Genomic DNA, 20,637 nt, shown 5'->3' with positions numbered 1-20,637 from the left:
TATCCCGTTCGTATCGGTGAGGGTGAGCGGCCACACCCGCGGTCGCGGCTACGACGCGTCGCGGGTGAGCCGGATGGTGTCGCGGTACCACTTGGCGCTGTCCTTGAGCGTCCGCACCTGCGTGTCGTAGTCGACGCGGACGATGCCGAACCGCTTGTCGTAGCCGTAGGACCACTCGAAGTTGTCCATCAGCGACCAGGCGAAGTAGCCCCGCACGTCCGCGCCCTGGGCGCGGGCGGCGGCGACGGCGGCGATGTGGTCGGCGAGATAGGTGGTGCGGTCGGCGTCGTGGATCTCGCCGTCCTCGGAGACGGTGTCGTCGAAGGCGGCGCCGTTCTCCGTGATGACCGTCGGGAGGCCGTAGTCCTTCTCCAGACGGACGAGCAGGTCGGTGAGGGCGGTGGGGGTGATCTCCCAGTCCATGGCGGTACGCGGCAGCTCGCGCTCCACCTGACGGGTGACGGGCAGCCCCTCCGCGTCCGTGGTCGCGCCGTCCTCCGTGACGCCGGAGAACAGCGAACCGCGGTAGAAGTTGACCCCGAGCACGTCCAGCGGCGTCGAGATCGCGGCCAGGTCGCCGTCCTGGACGGGCAGTTCGATGCCCTGGGCGGCGAGGTCGGCGACGATGTCCTCGGGGTAGGTGCCCTTGACGACCGGGTCCAGATAGAGCCGGGCGCCCAGGCCGTCGGCGCGGCGGCACGCCTCGGCGTCCTCGTGGCTGCCGGTCTCCGGGGTGGCGGTGCCCAGGTTGAGGGTGATGCCGAGTTCGAGGTCGTTGCCCCGGGCGGCGGCCTGCTCGCGCAGGTACTGGGAGGCAAGTCCGTGGCCGAGGAGCAGGTGGTGCACGGCGTGGATGGCCTCGCCGAAGTTCTGCCGGCCCGGCGCCTGGCCGCCGTAGGCGTAGCCGAGCATCGCGGAGCACCAGGGCTCGTTGAGCGTCGTCCAGTGCTTGACCCGGTCGCCGAAGGCGTCGTAGGCGAGCGCGGCGTACTCGGCGAAGCGGTACGCGGTGTCGCGCACCGGCCAGCCGCCCCCCGCGGTGGAACCGCTGAGGTCGCCCGTCTCCAGCTCCTGCGGCAGGTCCCAGTGGTAGAGGGTGACCCAGGGGGTGACTCCCTTGGCCTCCAGCTCGTCCAGCAGCCGCTTGTAGAAGTCGAGGCCCTTCGGATTGGCCGGGCCCCGGCCGCCCGGCTGGATGCGCGGCCACGCCAGCGAGAAGCGGTACGTGTCGACGCCGAGGTCCGCGATGAGCCGCACGTCCTCGGGCATGCGGTGGTAGTGGTCGCACGCCACGTCACCGTTCTCACCGCGCACGACCATGCCCGGCACCCGGCAGTACGTGTCCCAGATGGACGGCGTTCTGCCGTCCTCGGCCGCCGCGCCCTCGATCTGGTACGCGGCTGTGGCGACGCCCCAGCGGAAGCCGGCGGGCAGACCCGGTACGGCCTGGGCGGCGATCTCGCGGGCGTATGCCTGGGGGGTGACGAGGTTCATGGTTCTCCTGTGGTGGGCGTTGCTCGGGGCGGCGGCCGGCGGGGGCTAGGCGCGGGCGGCGGTGGCCGGGGCCTCGTGGTGGAGCCAGCAGGCCACCGAGCGGGAGCCGTCCGTCCCGGGCGCCGCGAGCACCGGGACGTGGGTGTCGCAGCCCTCGACCTTCTTGGCGCAGCGCGGGTGGAAGGCGCAGCCGGACGGCATGGACGACAGGTGCGGCGGCGAGCCGGGGATGCCGCTGAGCTCGCGGCGGGGTCCGTGCAGCGCGGGGAAGGAGTGCAGCAGCCCGGCGCTGTAGGGGTGGTGGGGGTCGCGGTAGATCTCGGTGGCGCCGGCCTCCTCCACGATCCGGCCGCCGTACATGATCGCGATCCGGTCCGAGAACTCGATCAGCAGCGAGATGTCGTGCGTGATGAAGACGACCGAGAAGCCCAGCTCCTCGCGGAGCCGGACCAGCTGGCGCAGGATCTGCCGCTGCATGACCACGTCGAGCGCGGTCGTCGGCTCGTCCATGATGACGATCTCGGGTTCCAGGGCGAGCGCCATCGCGATCATCACGCGCTGGCGCATGCCGCCGGACAGCTGGTGCGGGTAGGCGCCGAGCCGGTCCGGGGAGATCCCGACGAGGCTGAGGAGTTCCCGGGCCCGGGCGGTGCGGTCGGCCTTCTTCATCTCCGGGCGGTGCGCCTGGAGTACGTCGGTGAGCTGGTTGTGCACCGTGTAGACCGGGTTCAGCGAGTTCATCGCGCCCTGGAAGACGATGGACAGCTCCGCCCAGCGGAAGGCGCGCAGCTCGGCCGCCGACATGGCGAGCAGATCCATCGCCTCGCCGCCGCGCCCGTGGTAATGCACCTCGCCGCCGGTGATGACGCCGGGCGGGGAGAGGAGCCGGGTGACCGCGTAGGCCAGGGTGGACTTGCCGGAGCCGGACTCACCGGCCAGGCCCAGGACCTCGCCGCGGTGCAGGGTGAGGTCGATGTCGCGCAGGGCGTGCACGGCGTCGGTGCCGGTCCCGTAGTCCACGTTGAGGCCGCTGATGGTGAGGACGGGCTCGCTCATGAGCGGGTCTCCTTGTGGCGCGGGGTGCCGTTGCCGGAGCGGGCGACCGGGGTGAAGCCGACGCGCATCCGGACCTTCTTGGAGCCGCCGGTCTCGGTGCGCAGGCGAGGGTTGACGAATTCGTCGATGCCGAAGTTGATCAGGGCGAGGGACATGCCGAGCAGGGCGATGCAGAGCCCGGCCGGGACGAACCACCACCAGGCGCCCTGGGCGAGTGCCTGGCTGGACTGCGCCCAGAACAGGACGGTCCCCCAGTTCCAGTTGGAGATGTCGGCGACGCCGATGAAGGCCAGGGTGATCTCGGAAAGGATCGCGAAGATGACCGTGCCGACGAATCCGGACGCGATGACCGCGGTGAGGTTCGGCATCACCTCGAAGATGATGATCCGCCAGGTCGGCTCACCCGTGGCGCGGGCCGCCTCCACGTAGTCGCGGCGGCGCAGCGACAGCGTCTGGGCGCGCAGCACGCGGGCGCCCCAGGCCCAGGAGGTGAGGGCGATGACGAAGGCGATGAGCAGGTCGCCGGCGTCCGTGACGAAGCTGGCGATGATGATGATCAGCGGCAGTCCCGGGATGACCAGGAAGACGTTGGACAGCAGCGACAGCGCCTCGTCGGCCAGCCCGCCGAGGAACCCGGCGGTGACGCCGATCAGCACCGACAGGGCGGTGGCGAGGATGCCCGCGACGAAGCCGACGACGAGCACGCCCCGGGTGCCGACGAGGATCTGCGAGAGCACGTCCTGACCGGTCTGCGTGGTGCCGAACCAGTGCGAACCGGAGGGCGCCTCCAGCAGGTCCTGGCTCATCGCGCTGGGGTCGTACGGGGCGATCCACGGGCCGATGATCGCGATCAGCACGAAGAAGAGCAGGATGCCCAGGCCGATGACGGTCTTCCGGCCGCGCAGGAACCGGAACTTGCGCTTGCTCGCTGCCGGGCTTTCGGCGGCATCGAGTACGGCGACCTCGGTGGCGGTGACGGCCATGTCCTACGCCTCCCTTCGGGTACGGGGGTCGAGGAGCATGTAGAGGATGTCGGCGAGGAGGTTCGCCGCCAGGACGGAGAGCGTGATGATGAGGAAGATGCCCTGCATGAGGGGGTAGTCCTTGGCGCCCACGCCCTGGAAGAGCTGGTAGCCGATGCCCGGGTAGGAGAAGACCATCTCCACCAGGAGCGTGCCGCCGACGATGAAGCCGAGCGAGAGGGCGAACCCGGAGATGTTGGGCAGGATCGCGTTGCGTGCCGCGTAACCGAACATCACCCGGCGCTCGGAGAGGCCCTTGGCCTGGGCGACCATGACGTAGTCCTCGCTGGACACCGTCACCATCATGTTCCGCATGCCGAGAATCCAGCCGGCGACCGCGCTGAGGACGATCGTGAAGCCGGGCAGCACCCCGTGGTAGAGCGCGCTGGAGATGAACGGCCAGTCGAAGGCGGGCACCAGCGAGTTGTCGTAGCCGCCGTCGGCCGGGAAGAGCGGCCACTTCACGGCGAACAGCGAGATCGCGATGAGCCCGAGCCAGAAGTACGGGATGGACGAGATGAAGGTGGTGACGGGCAGCAGGTTGTCCATCCAGGAGCCGCGCCGCCAGCCCGTGAAGACCCCGATGCCGGTGCCGAGCAGGAAGCTGATCAGCGTGGTGATGCCGACGAGGGCGAGGGTCCAGGGCAGCGACTGCGCGATGACCTCGCTGACCGGGGTCGGGAAGAAGGTGAACGACAGGCCGAGGTCGCCGTGGAACAGGTGCACCCAGTAGTCGATGTACTGCTGCCAGACCGACTGCTGCTGGTCGAGGCCGAAGAGGGCCTTCAGCGAGTCGATGGCGTTGGTGTCCAGCTGGCCCTGGAAGCGGGCCATGAGTGCCTGGACGGGGTCGCCGGGCATCAGCCGCGGGATGAGGAAGTTGATCGTGATGGCGGCCCAGGCCGTGACCAGGTAGAAGGCGAGCCGTTGGAGCAGGAACTTCACTTCGCAGCCTCCTTCTCGTGGTCGTCGGTGCGGGCGGTGCCGGTGCCGTCGTACAGCCAGCAGGCGGCCCACTGGCCGTCGGCCAGGTCGAACCGGGGCGGCAGCTCGGTGCGGCAGCGCTCCATCACCTTGGGGCAGCGGGGGTGGAAGCGGCAGCCGGCCGGCGGGGCGATGAGGGAGGGCGGCTCGCCGGTGCCGTTCTCCTCCGCGTCCTCGTCGTCGCCCGCCCGGTCCGGGTGGGGGGCGGAGGCGATGAGGAGCTGGGTGTACGGGTGGGCGGGGCGCTGGGTGACGGTCTCGCTGTCACCGCCCTCGACGATCCGGCCCGCGTACATCACGAGGGTGGTGTCGGCGAAGTAGCGGGCGGACGCGATGTCGTGGGTGATGTAGAGGATCGCCAGTTGGAAGCGGTCCTTGAGGTCCTTGAGGAGGTTGAGGATCCCGAGCCGGATGGAGACGTCCAGCATCGAGACCGGCTCGTCGGCGAGGAGGACCTGGGGGTCGGCGCCGAGCGCGCGGGCGATGGCCACGCGCTGACGCTGACCGCCCGACAGCTCGTGCGGGAACTTGTCCAGGTACTGATGAGGAGGAGTCAGCTGGACGCGGTTCAGCAGAGCGGTCAGGTTCTTTTCCAGTTCCGCCTCGCCGCTGCCCGCCCGGCCGTGGATCTTCAGCGACCGGGTCAGGTGGTAGCGCACGGTGTGCACGGGGTTCAGCGAGGCGAACGGGTCCTGGAAGATGAGCTGGACCCGGCGTACGTAACTGCGGAAGGACCGGCCACGTCCGGCCTTCACCGGCTGCCCGTTCAGGTGGATCTCGCCCGAGGTGAGCGGATACAGCTGCGCGAGCAGTCTGGCGACGGTGGACTTCCCGGAGCCCGACTCCCCCACCAGTGCCGTGACGGTGCCGCGCCGCAGTTGCAGCGAGGCGTCGTCCACGGCGTGGACGGTACGGCGCGTGCGCGCGAGGAGATCGCGGGCGTTGCGCCGTACGGCGAAGTGCTTGGTGACTCCGCGTGCTTCGAGCACGATGTGGTTGTTCTCTGGCTGTTCAGACATGGCCGGTACCTGATCCCTGCGTACTACTTGGCGGGCTTGAGATTCAGCACGACTTCCAGCGAGGTGCGCTGGGTGTGCTGCGGGTCCGCGTACGGGTTGTCCTCGGTGGGCCAGCCCACCCAGTTCTTCGTGGAGTACTCCGCGCCGACGGGTGCCGCCGCGGTCGGGATCATCGGCGCCTGCTCGACCATGATCTTCTGGAGCGTGTTCATCGCCTCGTTGCGGGCGGTGTCCGTGGTGGCCTGGGCGAAGTCCTTCAGCGCCTCGGTCGCCTCGGTGCTCTTGAAGCGGCCGAAGTTGCCGGACTGGGACGGCTTGCCGATCGGCTGGAGCAGGGCGCCGTCCATGATGTTCTGGTACATGTCGTACGGCGTGGCGCCGCTGTTGGTCCAGTGCAGGGTGGCGTCGAAGTTGCCGTTGGCGACGTCCGCGCCCCAGGCGTCCGCGGTCTGCGTCTTGACCTTGGCGTCGATGCCGATCTTCTTGAAGTTGTCCTTGATGATCGACAGGCCGGTGATGTAGTCGTTCCAGCCGGCCGGGTCGGTGAGGGTGAGCTTCACCGGCTTGCCGGACGGGTCCTTGAGGACGCCGCCGCTGAGCGTGAAGCCGGCCTTCTCCAGGACCTGCTTGGCGCCCTCGACGTCCGGCTTGGTGGTGGCATTCTTGTACTCGTCGGAGATGAAGGACTCACCGGCCGGCAGCGGGATGCCGGTGGGGTTGGTGATCTCCGGGTACAGGGTCGCCTCGGCCTGCGTGTAGATGGCGTTGCGGTCGACCACCATCGCCATGGCCTTGCGGAGCGCCGCGTTGTCGAACGGCTTGCGGGCGGTGTTGATCCACAGGCCGTGGATGCCGAGCCCGGACGGGAACCACAGCTTGTGGTTCTTCGGGTCCTTGTCGATGAACAGCTTCTTGAAGTCCGGCATGAAGACGAACGACCACTCCAGCTTGCCGCTGGCCAGCGCGGTGGTCGCCGCGTTGTTGTCGTTGTACGTGCTGTAGCGCAGCTCCTTGACCTTGGTCGAGCCCTTCCAGTAGGTGGGCGTCGCGGTCAGGGTGGTGGTCTGTGGGGTGAAGCTCTTCAGCTTGTACGGGCCCGAGCCGACGGGGTGCCGGTTCGGCCAGGTCTCCGGGTTGTCGACCTTCTCCCAGATGTGCTTCGGAACGATGTACTGCTGGAGGATCTTGTTCTGGTTGACGTACTGCGAGGTGTTGAAGGTCAGGATGACCTTCTTGTCCTTGACCTCGACACCGCCCCACTGGATGCCGTCGGCGTTGAGGGCCGGGTGCTTCTTCAGCAGGTTGAAGGTGTACGCCACGTCGTCGGCGGTCAGCGGCTTGCCATCGGCCCACTTGGCGCGCTCGTCCATGGTGAGCGTGACCTTCGTGAAGTTGAGGTCCCACTTCCAGTCGGTCGCCAGCCACGGGTCGGGCTTGTCGGCGGGCCGGATCTGGCTGACCATCGCCAGCGGCTCGTAGATCATCCAGCGGTAGCCGAGGGTGGCGCCGGCCGAGGTGTTGAGGAACGGGTTGCTGTTGTCCGTCTGCGGCCCGTCCGGCTTGCCGATGTTCAGGACGCCCGAAGCGGCACTGCCGCCGTTCTTGTTGTGGTTCGAGTTGGCCGAGGAACAGCCTGCGGCGAGTGCGACCACCGCGGTGGCGAGCGCGGCGGCTCTCAGCGTGTGACGGCGTGCGGACATAGCGACTCCAGGAGGGACTGGCGGGTCTTGGGATCCGGAAACGGGCAGCGCTCGGCACGCCTTGTACGGGCGTTGCTTCGCGGGCGGTGCGGGTGCGGGTGCGGTACGGGCCTGGGGGGACCCTCGCTAGGGCGCCGAGTGGCGCACGACCAATTCGGTGGGCAGCACGACCGGGGTGTCCGGTGCCGGTGTGCCGCCCAGGTGGGAGAGCAGCATCCGGGCGGCCATCTCACCCATCTGCCGGGTGGGCTGGCGCACGGTGGTCAGGGGCGGTTCGGTGTGCTCGGACATCGGGATGTCGTCGAAGCCGACGACGGCGATGTCACCGGGCACGGTCTTCCCCGCGGCGCGCAACGCCCGCAGCACGCCCGCCGCGGTGATGTCGTTGTGCGCGAAGACCGAGTCGAACTCCGTGCCCGAGGCGAGGAGTTCCTCCACGGCGAGCCGGCCGGAGCGTTCGGTGAAGTCCCCCAGGACGACGTGGTCCGTGGGGAGGACCGAGACGAACCCGGCCAGCCGGTCGCGTACACAGCCGAAGTGCGCGGGGCCGGTGATCACGACGGGCCTGGTGCGACCGGCGTCCCGCAGATGACGGGCGGCCGACGCGCCTCCTTCGTGGTTGGTGGTCACGACGGAGGGGAATTCGGGGTGGTGGCCGCGGTCGTCGATGAGCACGATCGGCAGGCCGCCGCGGTGCAGTTCCGTGAGGTGGTCCAGGGTGTTCTCGGGTTCCACCACCACCAGGCCGTCGAAGGCCCGCGCCGACACCTGGCTGGTGAAGCGCTCGACGGACTCGGCCCCGCGATTGCAGGTGAACAGCAGCAGCCCGTAGTCGGCGGCCTCGACGGTGTCGACCACGCCCTGGAGGAGTTCGCCCATCCAGGGCCAGGTCAGCGAGGGCACCAGCATGCCGACCGTACGACTGCTGCCGCGGGCCAGACCGACGGCGCCCGAGCTGGGCACGTAACCGAGCTGCGCGATCACTTCGCGAACGCGTGCGGCCGTCGAGCCGTCCACCTCGCCCTTGGTGTTGATGACCCGGGAGACGGTCGTCTTGCTGACGCCGGCCTCGCGGGCGACATCAGCGATGGTGACGCGCATCGGGCCTCCAGGACACAACGGGACAGATGAGAACGGCCGCGACGGCCGGCGATGGAACCGGTACCGCAACCGGTTCCGGAACCGGTACCGGCGTTGGTGGCGTGAGTTAACCCCGCAGAAACACCGCCGTCAATACTTCACGTCGAGATTGGTCCGTACCCATCTGATAACGAGAAGAACACGGTCCTTGCGTTCAACTTCTGAACGAAAACACCTCTTGACGCGGGCCCCTGAATCCCGTTCACTCGGTGCCCGTACGGGGCCGTACACGCGAACGCCCCCGTCCGCCCTGCCGGTTGCGGCGGGCGGACGGGGGCGTGCGGGTGCGGAGGCGGTGCCGTGCGGCTCAGTCGGTCGGTTCGAGGCCGGCGCGCAGCAGCCCGTAGGTGTACGCGTCCTCCAGCGCCTGCCAGGACGCGGAGATGATGTTCTCGGCGACCCCCACGGTCGACCACTCGGCGGTCCCGTCGCCGGTGGTGATCAGGACGCGGGTGGTGGAGTCGGTGCCGGTGCGGCCCTCCAGGATGCGGACCTTGTAGTCCGTCAGCTCCAGCTTGGCGAGCTGCGGGTAGATCCGCTCCAGGGCCACCCGCAGCGCCCGGTCCAGGGCGTTGACCGGGCCGTTGCCCTCGGCCGTGGCGACGATCCGCTCACCCTTGGCCCACAGCTTCACGGTCGCCTCGTTGGCGTGGGTGCCGTCCGGGCGGTCCTCCACGATGGCCCGCCAGGACTCGGTACGGAAGTAGCGCCGCACCCGGCCCTCGGCCTCAGCGCGCAGCAGCAGTTCGAAGGAGGCGTCGGCGGCCTCGTAGCTGTAGCCCCTGAGCTCGCGCTCCTTGACCCGGGCGACGACCCGGGCGACCAGCTCTCGGTCGCCCCCGAGGTCGATGCCGAGCTCGTCGCTCTTCAGCTCGATGGAGGCCCGCCCGGCCATGTCGGAGACCAGCATCCGCATGGTGTTGCCGACCAGGGCGGGGTCGATGTGCTGGTAGAGGTCCGGGTCGACCTTGATGGCGGAGGCGTGCAGCCCGGCCTTGTGGGCGAAGGCCGAGACACCGACGTACGGCTGGTGCGTGGAGGGGGTCAGGTTGACCACCTCGGCGATGGCGTGCGAGACGCGGGTCATGTCGGCGAGGGCGCCGTCGGGGAGGACCCGCTTGCCGTACTTGAGCTCCAGCGCGGCGACGACCGGGAAGAGGTTGGCGTTGCCCACGCGCTCGCCGTAGCCGTTGGCGGTGCACTGGACGTGGGTGGCGCCCGCGTCGACGGCGGCGAGGGTGTTGGCGACGGCGCAGCCCGTGTCGTCCTGGGCGTGGATGCCGAGCCGGGCGCCGGTGTCCGCGAGGACCGTGGCGACGACGGCCTGGATCTGGGCCGGGAGCATCCCGCCGTTGGTATCGCAGAGGATGACCACGTCGGCGCCGGCCCCGGCGGCGGCCTTCACGACGGCCTTGGCGTACTCGGGGTTGGCGCGGTATCCGTCGAAGAAGTGCTCGCAGTCCACGAAGACCCGGCGGCCCTGCTCGCGGAGGTGGGCGACGGTGTCGCGGACCATCTCCAGGTTCTCCTCCAGCGTGGTGCGCAGGGCGAGTTCCACATGGCGGTCGTGGGACTTGGCGACCAACGTGACCACCGGGGCACCGGACTCCAGCAGCGCCTTGACCTGGGGGTCCTCGGCGGCGGTGCCGCCCGCCCTGCGGGTCGCGCCGAAGGCGACCAGCTCGGCGTTCTTGAACTCGATCTCCTGGCGGGCGCGGGCGAAGAACTCGGTGTCGCGGGGGTTGGCGCCGGGCCAGCCGCCCTCGATGAAGCCGACGCCGAACTCGTCCAGGTGCCGGGCGATGGTGAGCTTGTCGGCGACCGTCAGGTTGATGCCTTCACGCTGTGAACCGTCACGCAGCGTGGTGTCGAAGACATGGAAGCTGTCGTCGGTGGGCTTGGCCTTGTTGGTCATTGCTGGTCTGACTCCTGTCGGATGAGTGGATCCGGACGGTCTGGCTCCACTTGCCCCCATCATCCCGTGCGCCGCGTTCTCCGGCCGAGGTGGAGGCCGGAAAACAAAAAACCCCTCGCGGGTGCGAGAGGTCTGCGCGCGGGTCTGGGGCACGGTGGCCGTGCCGTACGTGGTGGTACGGAACGATCACTGCGGACCGGCGCGCCTGCTGCCAATAATCATGACGTACGAGGACACGGAAGCAGTCTGGCACAAGGACCGCCGCCGTGAACCGCCCGTCTCAGGATGCGGTCGTACGGGGGTGCTCGGGCGAGAGGCCGGGGCACCCCCGTACGGCGTGCTCAGGCCAGGGAGTGCATCCAGCCGTGGGTGTCCTCGGCGGTGCCGCGCTGGATGTCGAGCAGGCGCTCGCGCAGCTTGAGGGTGACCGGGCCGGGGGTGCCGTCGCCCTGGGTCCACTCGCCGCCCGCGCTCTTCACCGTGCCGACGGGGGTGATGACGGCGGCGGTGCCGCAGGCGAAGACCTCGGTGAGGGTGCCGGCGGCGGTGTCCTCGCGCCACTGCTCGATGGAGACGCGGGACTCCTCGGAGGTGTAGCCGAGGTCACTCGCGAGCTTGAGCAGCGAGTCCCGGGTGATGCCGGCGAGCAGGGAGCCGGTGAGGGACGGGGTGACGATCCGGTCCCCGTACACGAAGTAGAGGTTCATGCCGCCCAGCTCCTCGACCCACTTGTGCTCGACGGCGTCGAGGTAGGCGACCTGGTCGCAGCCCTTGGCGGCGGCCTCGGCCTGGGCGAGCAGGGAGGCCGCGTAGTTGCCGCCGGTCTTGGCGTCGCCCATGCCGCCGGGGACGGCGCGGACCCGGTCCTCGGAGAGCCAGATGGAGACGGGCTTCACACCGCCCGGGAAGTAGGCACCGGCCGGCGAGGCGATGACCAGGAACAGGTACTCGTTGGCCGGGCGCACGCCGAGGCCGACCTCGGTCGCGATCATGAAGGGGCGCAGATACAGGGACTCCTCGCCGCCGTGGGCCGGGACCCAGGCCGCGTCCTGCTGGACGAGCGCGTCACAGGCCGCGACGAACGTCTCGACGGGCAGCTCCGGCATGGCGAGGCGGCGGGCGGAGGAACGGAAGCGCTCGCCGTTGGCCTCGGGGCGGAAGGTGGCGACGGAGCCGTCGGGCTGGCGGTACGCCTTCAGGCCCTCGAAGATCTCCTGGCCGTAGTGGAGCGTCATGTTGGCGGGGTCGATCGACAGGGGGGCGTACGGCACGAGCTGGGCGTCGTGCCAGCCGCGGCCTTCGGTCCACTTGATCGTCACCATGTGGTCGGTGAAGTAGCGGCCGAATCCGGGCTGGGCCAGGATCGCCTCGCGCTCCGCGTCGGACAGCGGGTTCGAGGAGGGCTTGAGCTCGATCGTGGTCGTCATGAGTGCGTGTCCTTCACCGTGATGTGTGTGTAGGACCGCGCGCACGCCTTCAAGTGCTAGGACGTCCGAGCTTCGCTGCGAGCCACGGCCCCGTTCGATTATCTCTCGACGGCTGCCGTGCACGAAATGGCGTGAATGCGGTCCAGGGTTCGATGGTGACACCCGGGGCCGCACAGGAGAAGCCGCCGGGTGCGGCTGCTACCCGGCGGCTTCTGTGGGAGTCGTCGGTCAGCCCGCTACCCGTACCGCGAGGGCGTCGCCGATCTCGTCGGTCGTACGGGCACTGCCGTCGCGCTCCGCGAGGTCGGCGGAGACGGCGTCCTCGATGCGCACGGCCTCGGCCTCGTAGCCGAGGTGTCGCAGCAGGAGGGCGACGGAGAGGATCGTGGCGGTCGGGTCGGCCTTGCCCTGCCCCGCGATGTCGGGGGCGGAGCCGTGGACCGGCTCGAACATCGACGGGAAGGCACCCGTCGGGTTGATGTTGCCGGAGGCGGCCAGGCCGATGCCGCCGGAGACGGCCGCGGCGAGGTCGGTGAGGATGTCGCCGAAGAGGTTGTCGGTGACGATGACGTCGAAGCGCTCCGGCTGCGTCACGAAGAAGATCGTCGCGGCGTCGACGTGCAGGTAGTCGGTTCTGACCTGCGGGTACTCCGCGGCGACCTTGTCGAAGATGTTCTTCCACAGGTGGCCCGCGTAGACCAGGACGTTGTTCTTGTGGACCAGCGTCAGCTTCTTGCGCGGGCGGGCGGCGGCGCGCTCGAAGGCGTCCCGGACGACCCGCTCGACACCGAAGGCGGTGTTGAGGCTGACCTCGGTGGCGACCTCGTGCTCCGTGCCGGTGCGCAGCGAGCCGCCGTTGCCGGTGTACGGGCCCTCGGTGCCCTCGCGGACGACGACGAAGTCGATGTCCGGACGGCCGGCGAGCGGGGTCTCGGTGTTCGGGAAGAGCTTCGACGGCCGCAGGTTGATGAAGTGGTCGAAGGCGAAGCGCAGCTTCAGCAGCAGCCCCCGCTCCAGGACGCCGGAGGGCACGGACGGGTCGCCGATCGCGCCGAGCAGGATGGCGTCGTGCCCCTTGAGGGCGTCGAGCTCCGCGTCGGGAAGGGTCTCACCGGTACGGTGCCAGCGCTGGGCGCCAAGGTCGTACTCCTTGGTCTCCAGCTTCACATCCTGCGGAAGAACAGCGTTGAGGACCTTGAGGCCCTGGGCCACGACCTCCTGGCCGATACCGTCACCGGGGATCACTGCGAGATTGATGCTGCGAGACATGCTGGCACCCTACTGCTCGTCCCACCCCATGACACGTCGCGTCCACCATACGGACATGCGAGCAGCTGTACGTGTCCCGTACGCGCAGGTGGCCGACGCGCGGCGCTCGCCCAAACCCGCCTGGCCAAATCGGTCCACGACGCGGGCTGGGCGTCGTTTGTTGACCAGGACGGCAGGGGTGGAGGTCAAACCCGGCTTCTCGTTCCTCGCGGTGGAGGTGGGGGCCGGGCGGCACGCCCGGATGAGGGTCACCGCGCTCGCCGAGTCAGGCGAGCGCATCGACCACTTCGAGATCAGCCGGGGCTGAGAGGGTCCCGGTCAGTGACCGGTGGAGCCGCCGTTGTCCCTGCGGTCGAGGGCGCGCTGGAGGGCGGCGGCGGCAGCACGGCGCTCCGACTCGGTCGGGCGGTGGGCGTGACGGACACGGCGGGTGATGGTCTCGGCCATGGTGGATCGACTCCTTGAGATCGCGAGGATTTCGAGATCGAACAGCGTGGGGTGATGTCGAGATCGTTGATTTCGAGGCGCCGGAAGGGGCGGGGAACGGACGCCGCAGGGGTTGCCTGCGCAAGGGCGCGCGCTCTCGACCGCCAGTCGCTTGATCTAGCGAGACGTTCGGCTTCTACAAAGCTAAAGCAGCCCGGCCGGTCTGTCTCCACAATTACTCGGACTTCCTACTATCTGAGACGGCGGTTTGCGCCGGCTCGACTGCCGCTCATCTGCCGCTCACCCTCAGCTCCCTGATCAGGGCCCGGACGGCCGCGGATCGCGCCAGGAACAGTCCGGACGTCACGGTCGTGGACGGCTTCCTGGGCGAGTGGGGCGGCCGGGCCGCCCGCGTACTCAGGCGTAATTGAGTACCCGGGCCGTGTCGAAAGAACGTGCGTCGCACGAGAGTTGCAGCCATGAACGGCCTCTACGCTCTCAAGCCCTGGTACGCGGACCGGCTCGCCGGCGTCCGCGCCTCGCTGGTCCGGCACGAGGTGTCGCCCGACACCCTCACCGCCGCCGGGGTGGCCGCCGCGGCCGGTGCCGCCGCCACCCTGGCCTGGCTGCCCGCCCCGGTCGCCGCGCTGCCGGTCGCCGTCCTGCTCGCGGCGCGGCTCGCCTTCGCGAACCTGGACGGGGCGCTCGCCCGGGACACCGGCCGCACCACCCGGCGCGGCGCCGTCCTCAACGAGCTGGGCGACCGGGCCGCCGACCTCGTCGTGCTCGCCGGCTTCCTGGCGCTCGCCCCGCTCTGGCTGGTCGCGCTGGCCGGGCTCGCGGCCACGCTGCCCTCCTGGGTGTCGCTGGCCGGGGCCGCCGCCGGGGCGCCCCGGCGCAACGGGGGCCCGGTCGGCAAGACCGAACGCTGCCTGCTCGTCGTGATCGCCGCCGCGAGCGGCTGGGTCGTCCCGGTGCTGGCCGTGATCGCCGCGGGCTCCCTGCTCACCGCCGCGCTCCGGCTGGCCGGCCTCTGGCGGGAGGTGGCATGAGCGCCGTCCTGATCGCCGAGGAGGCCGCCGTCCGCGCGGTGCCGCTGGTCGCGGGCGTGCTGGGCGTGGGCGGGGTCGCCGTCGCGGTGCTGCCCGCGCGGGTCCGGATGCGCGCCGAGCTGCGCAGGCGCTGGCGGACCTGGGCGCTGGTGGCCCCCGTCTTCCTGGGGGCGTTCTTCCTGGGCGGCGGCGGCACGTACGCGCTGGCCGCCGGGCTGGGCGTGGTCGCGGCCGGTGAGTACGCCCGGATGGCCGGGCTGCGCCGGGGCGACCTGGCCGTCCTCGCGGTGGCGTCGGCGGCCTTCCCGGCGCTGGCCTGGCTCGCCCCGCACACGCTGGACCTGCGGACGGCGGCCCTGCTGCTCGTCGCGGCGGCGCTCCCCTCCGTGCTGGGCGGCGACGACCGCACGGGCTTCACCCGCACCGCCCGGACCGCCTTCGGACTGCTGTGGATTCCGGTCGCGCTGACCGGCCTGGTCACGCTCGGGGACACGGCGGTCGCGGTGGGCCTGGCGGTGGCGCTCGGGGACGTCGGCGCCTGGTGCGGCGGTACGGCGCTGGGGCGGCGCGGTCCGCTCGCCCGGCCGCTGTCGCCGCTCTCCCCGAACAAGACATGGGCCGGGGTGCTGGGCGCGGCCGCCGCCACCGGGGCGCTGCTGGCGGTGCTCGGCGTGTTCGGCCCGGGGCTGTGGGCGGCGGTCGTCGGCGGCTGTGTGCTCGGCGACCTGGTCGAGTCCATGGTCAAGCGCGAGTCCGGGGTGAAGGACGCGGGCAGCTGGCTGCCGGGCTTCGGCGGCCTGCTCGACCGGATCGACTCCCTGCTGGTTGCCCTTCTCCTGGCGATGGTGATGACGTGACACCTGCTGACAGCACTCTCGTACGCACCTCCGGTGTCCTCCCGGTCCGCTCCCGCGTCGCCTCCGCGCTGCGGCGCGGGCTGTGGTGGGGCGTGCTCAGCCTCACCGGCGGCATCGAGCGGCGCGGCCGGCTGCCGCACGGCGGCTGCGTGGTCGTCGCCAACCACAGCTCGCACGCGGACACGGCGGCGCTCCTGGCCGCGCTCGACGCCCGGCACAGCCCGGCGATCGGCGCGGCGGCGGACTACTGGTTCGCCTCCCCGTGGCGGCGCCGGATCTGCCGCAGGCTGGCGGCCGGCTTCCCGGTCCGGCGGGCGGGCGGCGGGATGGCGGATCTGCTGACGATGACCGGCGAGCTGCGCGAGGGCCGGGCGGTCGTGCTCTTCCCGGAGGGCACCCGCGCCGAGGACGGCACCCTCGGCTCCTTCCACAAGGGCGCGCTGGTGCTGGCCGAGGAGGCGGGCGTCCCGGTGGTGCCGGTGGGCATCGCGGGCACGGACCGGCTGCTGCCCAAGCACGGCCGGCTGCGCTCGTCGCTGGTCCGGGTGACGGTCGGGGCCCCGCTGCCCGCCGGGGTCACCCCGGAGGCGGCCCGCGACGCGGTGCGCGCGCTGCACCACCGTACGGCCGCCGAACCGCTCCGGGACTCGGCGGTGCGCAGGCGGGTCGCCTCGGTCGTCACGTCCCGCGTGGGGCTGCCGCTGGCCTTCTGCTGGGCCTTCGCGGAGGCGCTGAGCTGGCCGCTGATGCCGGAGCTGCTGCTGGGCGTGGTGTGCGTGGCGGTGCCGCGCGCGGCCCTGAAGATGTCGCTGGGCGCGCTGGCCGGGAGCCTGGCGGGCGGGCTGCTCGCGCTGCACCTGGCGGCGGCGGGCGTGCGGCTGCCGGCCCCGCTGACCACGGACCGGATGCGAGCGGAGGTGCGCGCGGAGCTGGCGGTGGAGGGCGCGCGGGCCGTCCGCCACCAGCCGTGGAACGGCATCCCGTTCAAGGTGTACGGGGCCGAGGCGGGGCGGGCCTCGGTGCCGGCGGCGGACTGGGTGGCGGCTTCGGCGGCGGCCCGGGGCGGGCGGACGCTGACGGTGGGGCTCGCGTTCGCCGCGTTCGGCCTGCTGCTGCGCCGCCACCGCCGGCTGTACGGGCGCTACCTGGCGCTGCTCGGCGTCGGCTTCGCGGCCGGGCTCGGGCTGATCGTGCACGGGTGGGGCTGACCCGTATACGGGTGGGGCCGGCTGACCCGTATATGGAAACCGCCCCCCGTCCGGCAGGGGAACCGGACGGGGGGCGGGACTCGGGGCGGGGCGACGGGCACCCCGGGGGCGTCAGCCCTGGTGGGGGTAGGTGTACTCGGTCGGCGGGACCAGGGTCTCCTTGATGGCCCGGGTGAGGGTCCAGCGCTGGAGGTTCTGGGGGGCGCCGGCCTTGTCGTTCGTACCCGAGGCGCGGCCGCCGCCGAAGGGCTGCTGGCCGACGACGGCACCGGTCGACTTGTCGTTGATGTAGAAGTTGCCCGCGGCGTACCGCAGCTTCTCCATCGTGTACGCGGCCGCCGCGCGGTCGTTCGCGATGACGGACCCGGTCAGGGCGTAGTCGGAGACCGACTCCATCTGCTCCAGCATCGCGTCGTACTGCTCGTCCTCGTAGACGTGCACGGCGAGGATCGGGCCGAAGTACTCGGTCGTGAAGACCTCGTTCTCCGGGTCGGTGCACTCGATGACGGTCGGGCGGACGAAGTAGCCCACCGAGTCGTCGTAGCTGCCGCCCGCGACGATCGTGCACGCCGGGTCGGCGGCGGCGCGGTCGATCGCGGCCTTGTTCTTCGCGAAGGAGCGGTCGTCGATGACGGCGCCCATGAAGTGGGACAGGTCGGTGACGTCACCCATGGTGATCGAGTCGACCTCGGCCGCGAACGCCTCCTTGAAGCCGGCGTTCCAGATGGAGGCCGGGATGTAGGCGCGCGAGGTCGCCGAGCACTTCTGGCCCTGGTACTCGAAGGCGCCGCGGGTCAGCGCGGTCTTCAGGATCGCGGGGTCGGCCGACGGGTGGGCGACGACGAAGTCCTTGCCACCGGTCTCGCCGACGAGCCGCGGGTAGGTGCGGTAGTTGGCGATGTTGTTGCCGACGGTCTTCCACAGGTGCTGGAAGGTCGGGGTGGAGCCGGTGAAGTGGATGCCGGCCAGGTCGCGGTGGTTCAGGGCCACCTCGGAGACGGCGATGCCGTCGCCGGTCACCAGGTTGATGACGCCCTTGGGCAGACCGGCCTCCTCCAGGAGCCGCATCAGCAGCACGGCGGCGTGGGTCTGCGTCGGGGACGGCTTCCACACGACGACGTTGCCCATGAGGGCGGGCGCGGTCGGCAGGTTGGCGGCGATGGCCGAGAAGTTGAACGGCGTGATCGCGTAGACGAAGCCCTCCAGCGGGCGGTGGTCCATGCGGTTCCACACGCCCGGGGAGTTCGCCGGCGGCTGCTCGGCGAGGATCTGGCGCGCGTAGTGCACGTTGAAGCGCCAGAAGTCGACCAGCTCGCAGGGGCAGTCGATCTCGGCCTGCTGGGCGGTCTTGCCCTGGCCGAGCATCGTGGAGGCGGCCAGCGTCTCGCGCCACGGGCCGGACAGCAGCTCGGCGGCGCGCAGGATGATCGCGGCGCGGTCGTCGAAGGACATCGCGCGCCAGGCCGGGGCGGCGGCCAGGGCGGCGTCGATCGCGTCCTGGGCGTCCTGCTCGGTGGCACCGGCGAAGGTGCCGAGGACGGCCTTGTGGTTGTGGGGCTGCACGACGTCGACGCGCTCGCCGCCGCCCATCCGCTTCTCGCCGCCGATGGTCATCGGCAGGTCGACGGGGTTCTGGCTGAGCTCCTTGAGCTTGGCCTCCAGGCGGGCGCGCTCCGGGGAGCCCGGGGCGTAGGAGTGGACCGGCTCGTTGACCGGCGCGGGGACCTGGGTCACAGCGTCCATGGTGTCCAGTGCTCCTTCAAGTAGAGGGGGGTGGAGGGGGGCTCAGCCCTTGGTGAGGACGGAACGGCCGAAGAACAGCAGGTTGGCCGGCTTCTCGGCGAGGCGGCGCATGAAGTACCCGTACCAGTCGGTGCCGTACGCGGTGTAGACACGCATGCGGTGGCCCTCGGCGGCGAGCCGGATGTGCTCGTCGCTGCGGATGCCGTACAGCATCTGGAACTCGTACTCGTCCAGCTTGCGCCCGGCCTTGCGGCCCAGCTCCTGGGCGATGGCGATCAGGCGGGGGTCGTGGGACCCGATCATCGGGTAGCCCTCGCCCTCCATCAGGGTCTTCAGGATGCGGACGTACGCCTTGTCGATCTCGGCCTTGTCCTGGTACGCGACGGAGGCGGGCTCCTTGTAGGCGCCCTTCACGATACGCACGCGGCTGCCTGCGTCGGCAAGGCGGCGGGCGTCCTCCTCGGTGCGGAACAGGTACGCCTGGATGACGCAGCCGGTCTGCGGGAAGTCCTTCCGCAGCTCCTCGTGGATGGCGAACATCGAGTCGAGGGTGGTGTGGTCCTCGGCGTCCAGGGTGACCGTGGTGCCGATCGCGGCGGCGGCCTCCACGACGGGGCGCACATTCGCCAGGGCCAGCTCGTGGCCGCCGTCCAGGGACTGGCCGAACATCGAGAGCTTGACGGACATCTCCGCCCGGGTGCCCAGGCCGAGGTCCTTGAGGCGCTCGACCAGCTCCAGGTAGGCGTCGCGCGCGGCGGCAGCCTGCTCGGGCGTGGTGATGTCCTCGCCGACGACGTCGAGGGTGACTTCGAGGCCCTTGCCGGCGGCGTCCTCGATGACCGGGACGACCTGGTCGACCGTCTCACCGGCGATGAAGCGGTCCACGACCTGCTTGGTGCCGGGCGCGGCCGAGATGAACCGGCGCATCTTGTCGCTGCGCGACGCGGCGAGAATCACGGGACCCAGCACGGGCACCTCCACGGAAAGTACGAACGAGGCCACACCGCCGTATATGCCGTGTGACGAACATAAGCGGTACAGCACGAAGAACCACCGTGAAATCTAAGGATCGCGCCGATTCCCTGCCATCGACAGCTGCCACACATCCGTGGACTGGATCTCAGACATATGTCTGAAGGGGGTGCGAGAATGGCCGGGTGAAGGGCGATTACCAGGAGCTGGTGGACGAGATCTCCGCGCTGCTCGGCGTCCCGGCGACGCTGGAGAACCGGGATTTCGGGCTGGTCGCCTTCGGGGCCCACGACAGCGACGACACCACGGCGATGGACCCGGTCCGCACCCGGTCGATCCTCACCCGCCGCTCGACCCCGGCGGTCCGCGCCTGGTTCGAGAACTTCGGCATCACCCGCGCCACCGGCCCCCTGCGCATCCCCGCCGCCCCCGAGGCCGGCGTCTACCGCGACCGCATCTGCCTGCCGGTACGCCATCGGGGTGTCGTGCTCGGTTACGTGTGGCTGCTCGACGCCGATCCGGGGCCGACCGACCGCCAGCTCGACGCGGCGATGGACGTCGCCGCCCGGATCGGCGCGCTGCTGGCCGACGAGGAGCGGGCGGGCACCGATCTGTCCCGGGAGTTCGGCGCGGTGCTGGCCGCCGGGCGCGGCTGGCAGCGGGACATGGCGGTCGCCGCGCTCGCCGAGGCGCTGGGCCCCGACGCGGACGGGCTGCACACCGTGGTGTGCGTGGCCCCGTGGCCGGACGCCGCGCCCGCCGTGCGCACCGTCCCCTCGGCGGCGGCGCTGACCGCCGCCCCGCTGCCGGGCCGGTCCGGGCCGCCGGCGCTGGCGGCGCTGATCCGGCTGCGGTCGCCGGAGGTCCTGGACCCCGCGCTCGCCGCCGCCGGCCGGCTGCGCACCGCCGCCGGGGAGGGCGCCACCGCCGGGATCGCGGTCCCGCGCCGGGGCCTCGCGGAGCTGGCGGACGCCTGGCAGGAGGCGTCGGCGGCGGCCCGGGCCGCGGCGGCGGAGACCCGGTACGGCCCGGTCGCCGGCTGGCCGGCCATCGGCCCGTACCGCACGCTGACCGCGCTCGCCCCGGACGCCCTGCCCGACCCTGCCGTGCGCCCCCTGCTGACCCCGGCCCAGCGGGAGCTGGCCCGCACCGCGGAAGTGTTCCTGGACTGCGCGGGCCAGGCGTCCCGGACCGCCGCCGAGCTGGGCATCCACCGCCAGACGCTGTACTACCGCCTGTCCCGCGTCCAGCAGCTGACCGGCCTCGACCTCAACGACGGCGAGGACCGGCTACTGCTCCACATGGCCCTGAAGGCGGCCCGGCTGCGGTGAGGCGGGGGCCTCACCGCCGGGC

The 20,637-nt window shown here is 71.0% G+C and carries 18 protein-coding genes; 5 read left to right on the top strand and 13 right to left on the bottom strand.

What is annotated here, in order from left to right; translation table 11 throughout:
• Positions 1–48: 48 nt before the first annotated feature.
• The 10 genes from OG338_RS22280 to OG338_RS22235 form a co-directional block, all read right to left on the bottom strand.
• Positions 49–1,494, bottom strand: coding sequence for a GH1 family beta-glucosidase (locus tag OG338_RS22280; RefSeq protein ID WP_405939009.1), 1,446 nt, complete (start codon positions 1,492–1,494; stop codon positions 49–51).
• 45 nt (positions 1,495–1,539) lie between these two features.
• Complete coding sequence (locus OG338_RS22275; protein WP_405939008.1) at positions 1,540–2,550, bottom strand: ABC transporter ATP-binding protein; 1,011 nt, start codon at positions 2,548–2,550, stop codon at positions 1,540–1,542.
• Positions 2,547–3,533, bottom strand: a complete 987-nt coding sequence (locus tag OG338_RS22270) for an ABC transporter permease (protein ID WP_405939007.1) — start codon at positions 3,531–3,533, stop codon at positions 2,547–2,549. Before OG338_RS22270 ends, OG338_RS22275 begins: the two co-directional genes overlap by 4 nt.
• A 3-nt stretch (positions 3,534–3,536) precedes the next feature.
• Positions 3,537–4,517 (bottom strand): ABC transporter permease, encoded by a 981-nt coding sequence (locus OG338_RS22265; RefSeq protein ID WP_405939006.1) that lies wholly within the window; start codon positions 4,515–4,517, stop codon positions 3,537–3,539.
• Complete coding sequence (locus OG338_RS22260; RefSeq protein ID WP_405939005.1) at positions 4,514–5,575, bottom strand: ABC transporter ATP-binding protein; 1,062 nt, start codon at positions 5,573–5,575, stop codon at positions 4,514–4,516. The genes OG338_RS22265 and OG338_RS22260 overlap by 4 nt, the downstream gene beginning before the upstream one ends.
• Positions 5,576–5,598: 23 nt before the next feature.
• Positions 5,599–7,275: an ABC transporter substrate-binding protein gene (locus tag OG338_RS22255; protein WP_405939004.1), complete on the bottom strand. Its 1,677-nt coding sequence runs from the start codon at positions 7,273–7,275 to the stop codon at positions 5,599–5,601.
• A 126-nt stretch (positions 7,276–7,401) separates the two neighbouring features.
• Positions 7,402–8,376, bottom strand: a complete 975-nt coding sequence (locus OG338_RS22250; protein ID WP_405939003.1) for a LacI family DNA-binding transcriptional regulator — start codon at positions 8,374–8,376, stop codon at positions 7,402–7,404.
• Positions 8,377–8,722: 346 nt separating this feature from the next.
• Positions 8,723–10,330, bottom strand: coding sequence for a citramalate synthase (gene cimA / locus OG338_RS22245; protein WP_405939002.1), 1,608 nt, complete (start codon positions 10,328–10,330; stop codon positions 8,723–8,725).
• Between the two features lie 341 nt (positions 10,331–10,671).
• Positions 10,672–11,757 carry a branched-chain amino acid aminotransferase gene (locus tag OG338_RS22240; protein WP_405939001.1) on the bottom strand — a complete coding sequence of 362 codons (1,086 nt, stop codon included), beginning with the start codon at positions 11,755–11,757 and terminating at the stop codon, positions 10,672–10,674.
• A 228-nt stretch (positions 11,758–11,985) separates the two neighbouring features.
• On the bottom strand, positions 11,986–13,026 hold the full coding sequence (locus tag OG338_RS22235) for a 3-isopropylmalate dehydrogenase (RefSeq protein WP_405939000.1): 1,041 nt from the start codon (positions 13,024–13,026) through the stop codon (positions 11,986–11,988).
• 178 nt (positions 13,027–13,204) lie between these two features.
• Here OG338_RS22235 and OG338_RS22230 point away from each other — a divergent pair, with 178 nt between their 5' ends.
• Positions 13,205–13,333, top strand: coding sequence for a hypothetical protein (locus OG338_RS22230; protein ID WP_405940566.1), 129 nt, complete (start codon positions 13,205–13,207; stop codon positions 13,331–13,333).
• Between the two features lie 11 nt (positions 13,334–13,344).
• Here OG338_RS22230 and OG338_RS22225 read toward each other — a convergent pair whose 3' ends face one another.
• Complete coding sequence (locus OG338_RS22225; RefSeq protein WP_405938999.1) at positions 13,345–13,473, bottom strand: hypothetical protein; 129 nt, start codon at positions 13,471–13,473, stop codon at positions 13,345–13,347.
• A 458-nt stretch (positions 13,474–13,931) separates the two neighbouring features.
• Here OG338_RS22225 and OG338_RS22220 point away from each other — a divergent pair, with 458 nt between their 5' ends.
• The 3 genes from OG338_RS22220 to OG338_RS22210 are packed head-to-tail and all read left to right on the top strand — an operon-like array spanning position 13,932 to position 16,569.
• Positions 13,932–14,504 carry a CDP-alcohol phosphatidyltransferase family protein gene (locus OG338_RS22220; RefSeq protein WP_405938998.1) on the top strand — a complete coding sequence of 191 codons (573 nt, stop codon included), beginning with the start codon at positions 13,932–13,934 and terminating at the stop codon, positions 14,502–14,504.
• Positions 14,501–15,361 (top strand): phosphatidate cytidylyltransferase, encoded by an 861-nt coding sequence (locus tag OG338_RS22215; RefSeq protein ID WP_405938997.1) that lies wholly within the window; start codon positions 14,501–14,503, stop codon positions 15,359–15,361. The genes OG338_RS22220 and OG338_RS22215 overlap by 4 nt, the downstream gene beginning before the upstream one ends.
• Entirely contained in the window at positions 15,358–16,569 is a 1,212-nt protein-coding gene (locus OG338_RS22210; RefSeq protein WP_405938996.1) for a lysophospholipid acyltransferase family protein, read from the top strand. The genes OG338_RS22215 and OG338_RS22210 overlap by 4 nt, the downstream gene beginning before the upstream one ends.
• A 111-nt stretch (positions 16,570–16,680) precedes the next feature.
• Here OG338_RS22210 and pruA read toward each other — a convergent pair whose 3' ends face one another.
• Complete coding sequence (gene pruA / locus OG338_RS22205; protein WP_405938995.1) at positions 16,681–18,312, bottom strand: L-glutamate gamma-semialdehyde dehydrogenase; 1,632 nt, start codon at positions 18,310–18,312, stop codon at positions 16,681–16,683.
• Positions 18,313–18,354: 42 nt separating this feature from the next.
• Positions 18,355–19,281 (bottom strand): proline dehydrogenase family protein, encoded by a 927-nt coding sequence (locus tag OG338_RS22200; protein WP_405938994.1) that lies wholly within the window; start codon positions 19,279–19,281, stop codon positions 18,355–18,357.
• Positions 19,282–19,469: 188 nt separating this feature from the next.
• Here OG338_RS22200 and OG338_RS22195 point away from each other — a divergent pair, with 188 nt between their 5' ends.
• A complete protein-coding gene (locus OG338_RS22195) occupies positions 19,470–20,615 on the top strand; it encodes a PucR family transcriptional regulator (protein ID WP_405938993.1) in 1,146 nt (381 codons plus the stop codon).
• Positions 20,616–20,637 lie beyond the last annotated feature (22 nt).

This window comes from Streptomyces sp. NBC_00726 (assembly GCF_045161735.1).
Classification (GTDB): Bacteria; Actinomycetota; Actinomycetes; order Streptomycetales; family Streptomycetaceae; genus Streptomyces.
The sequence above is the reverse complement of the archived record's forward strand: the minus strand, read 5'-3'. Positions and strand labels throughout refer to the sequence as shown.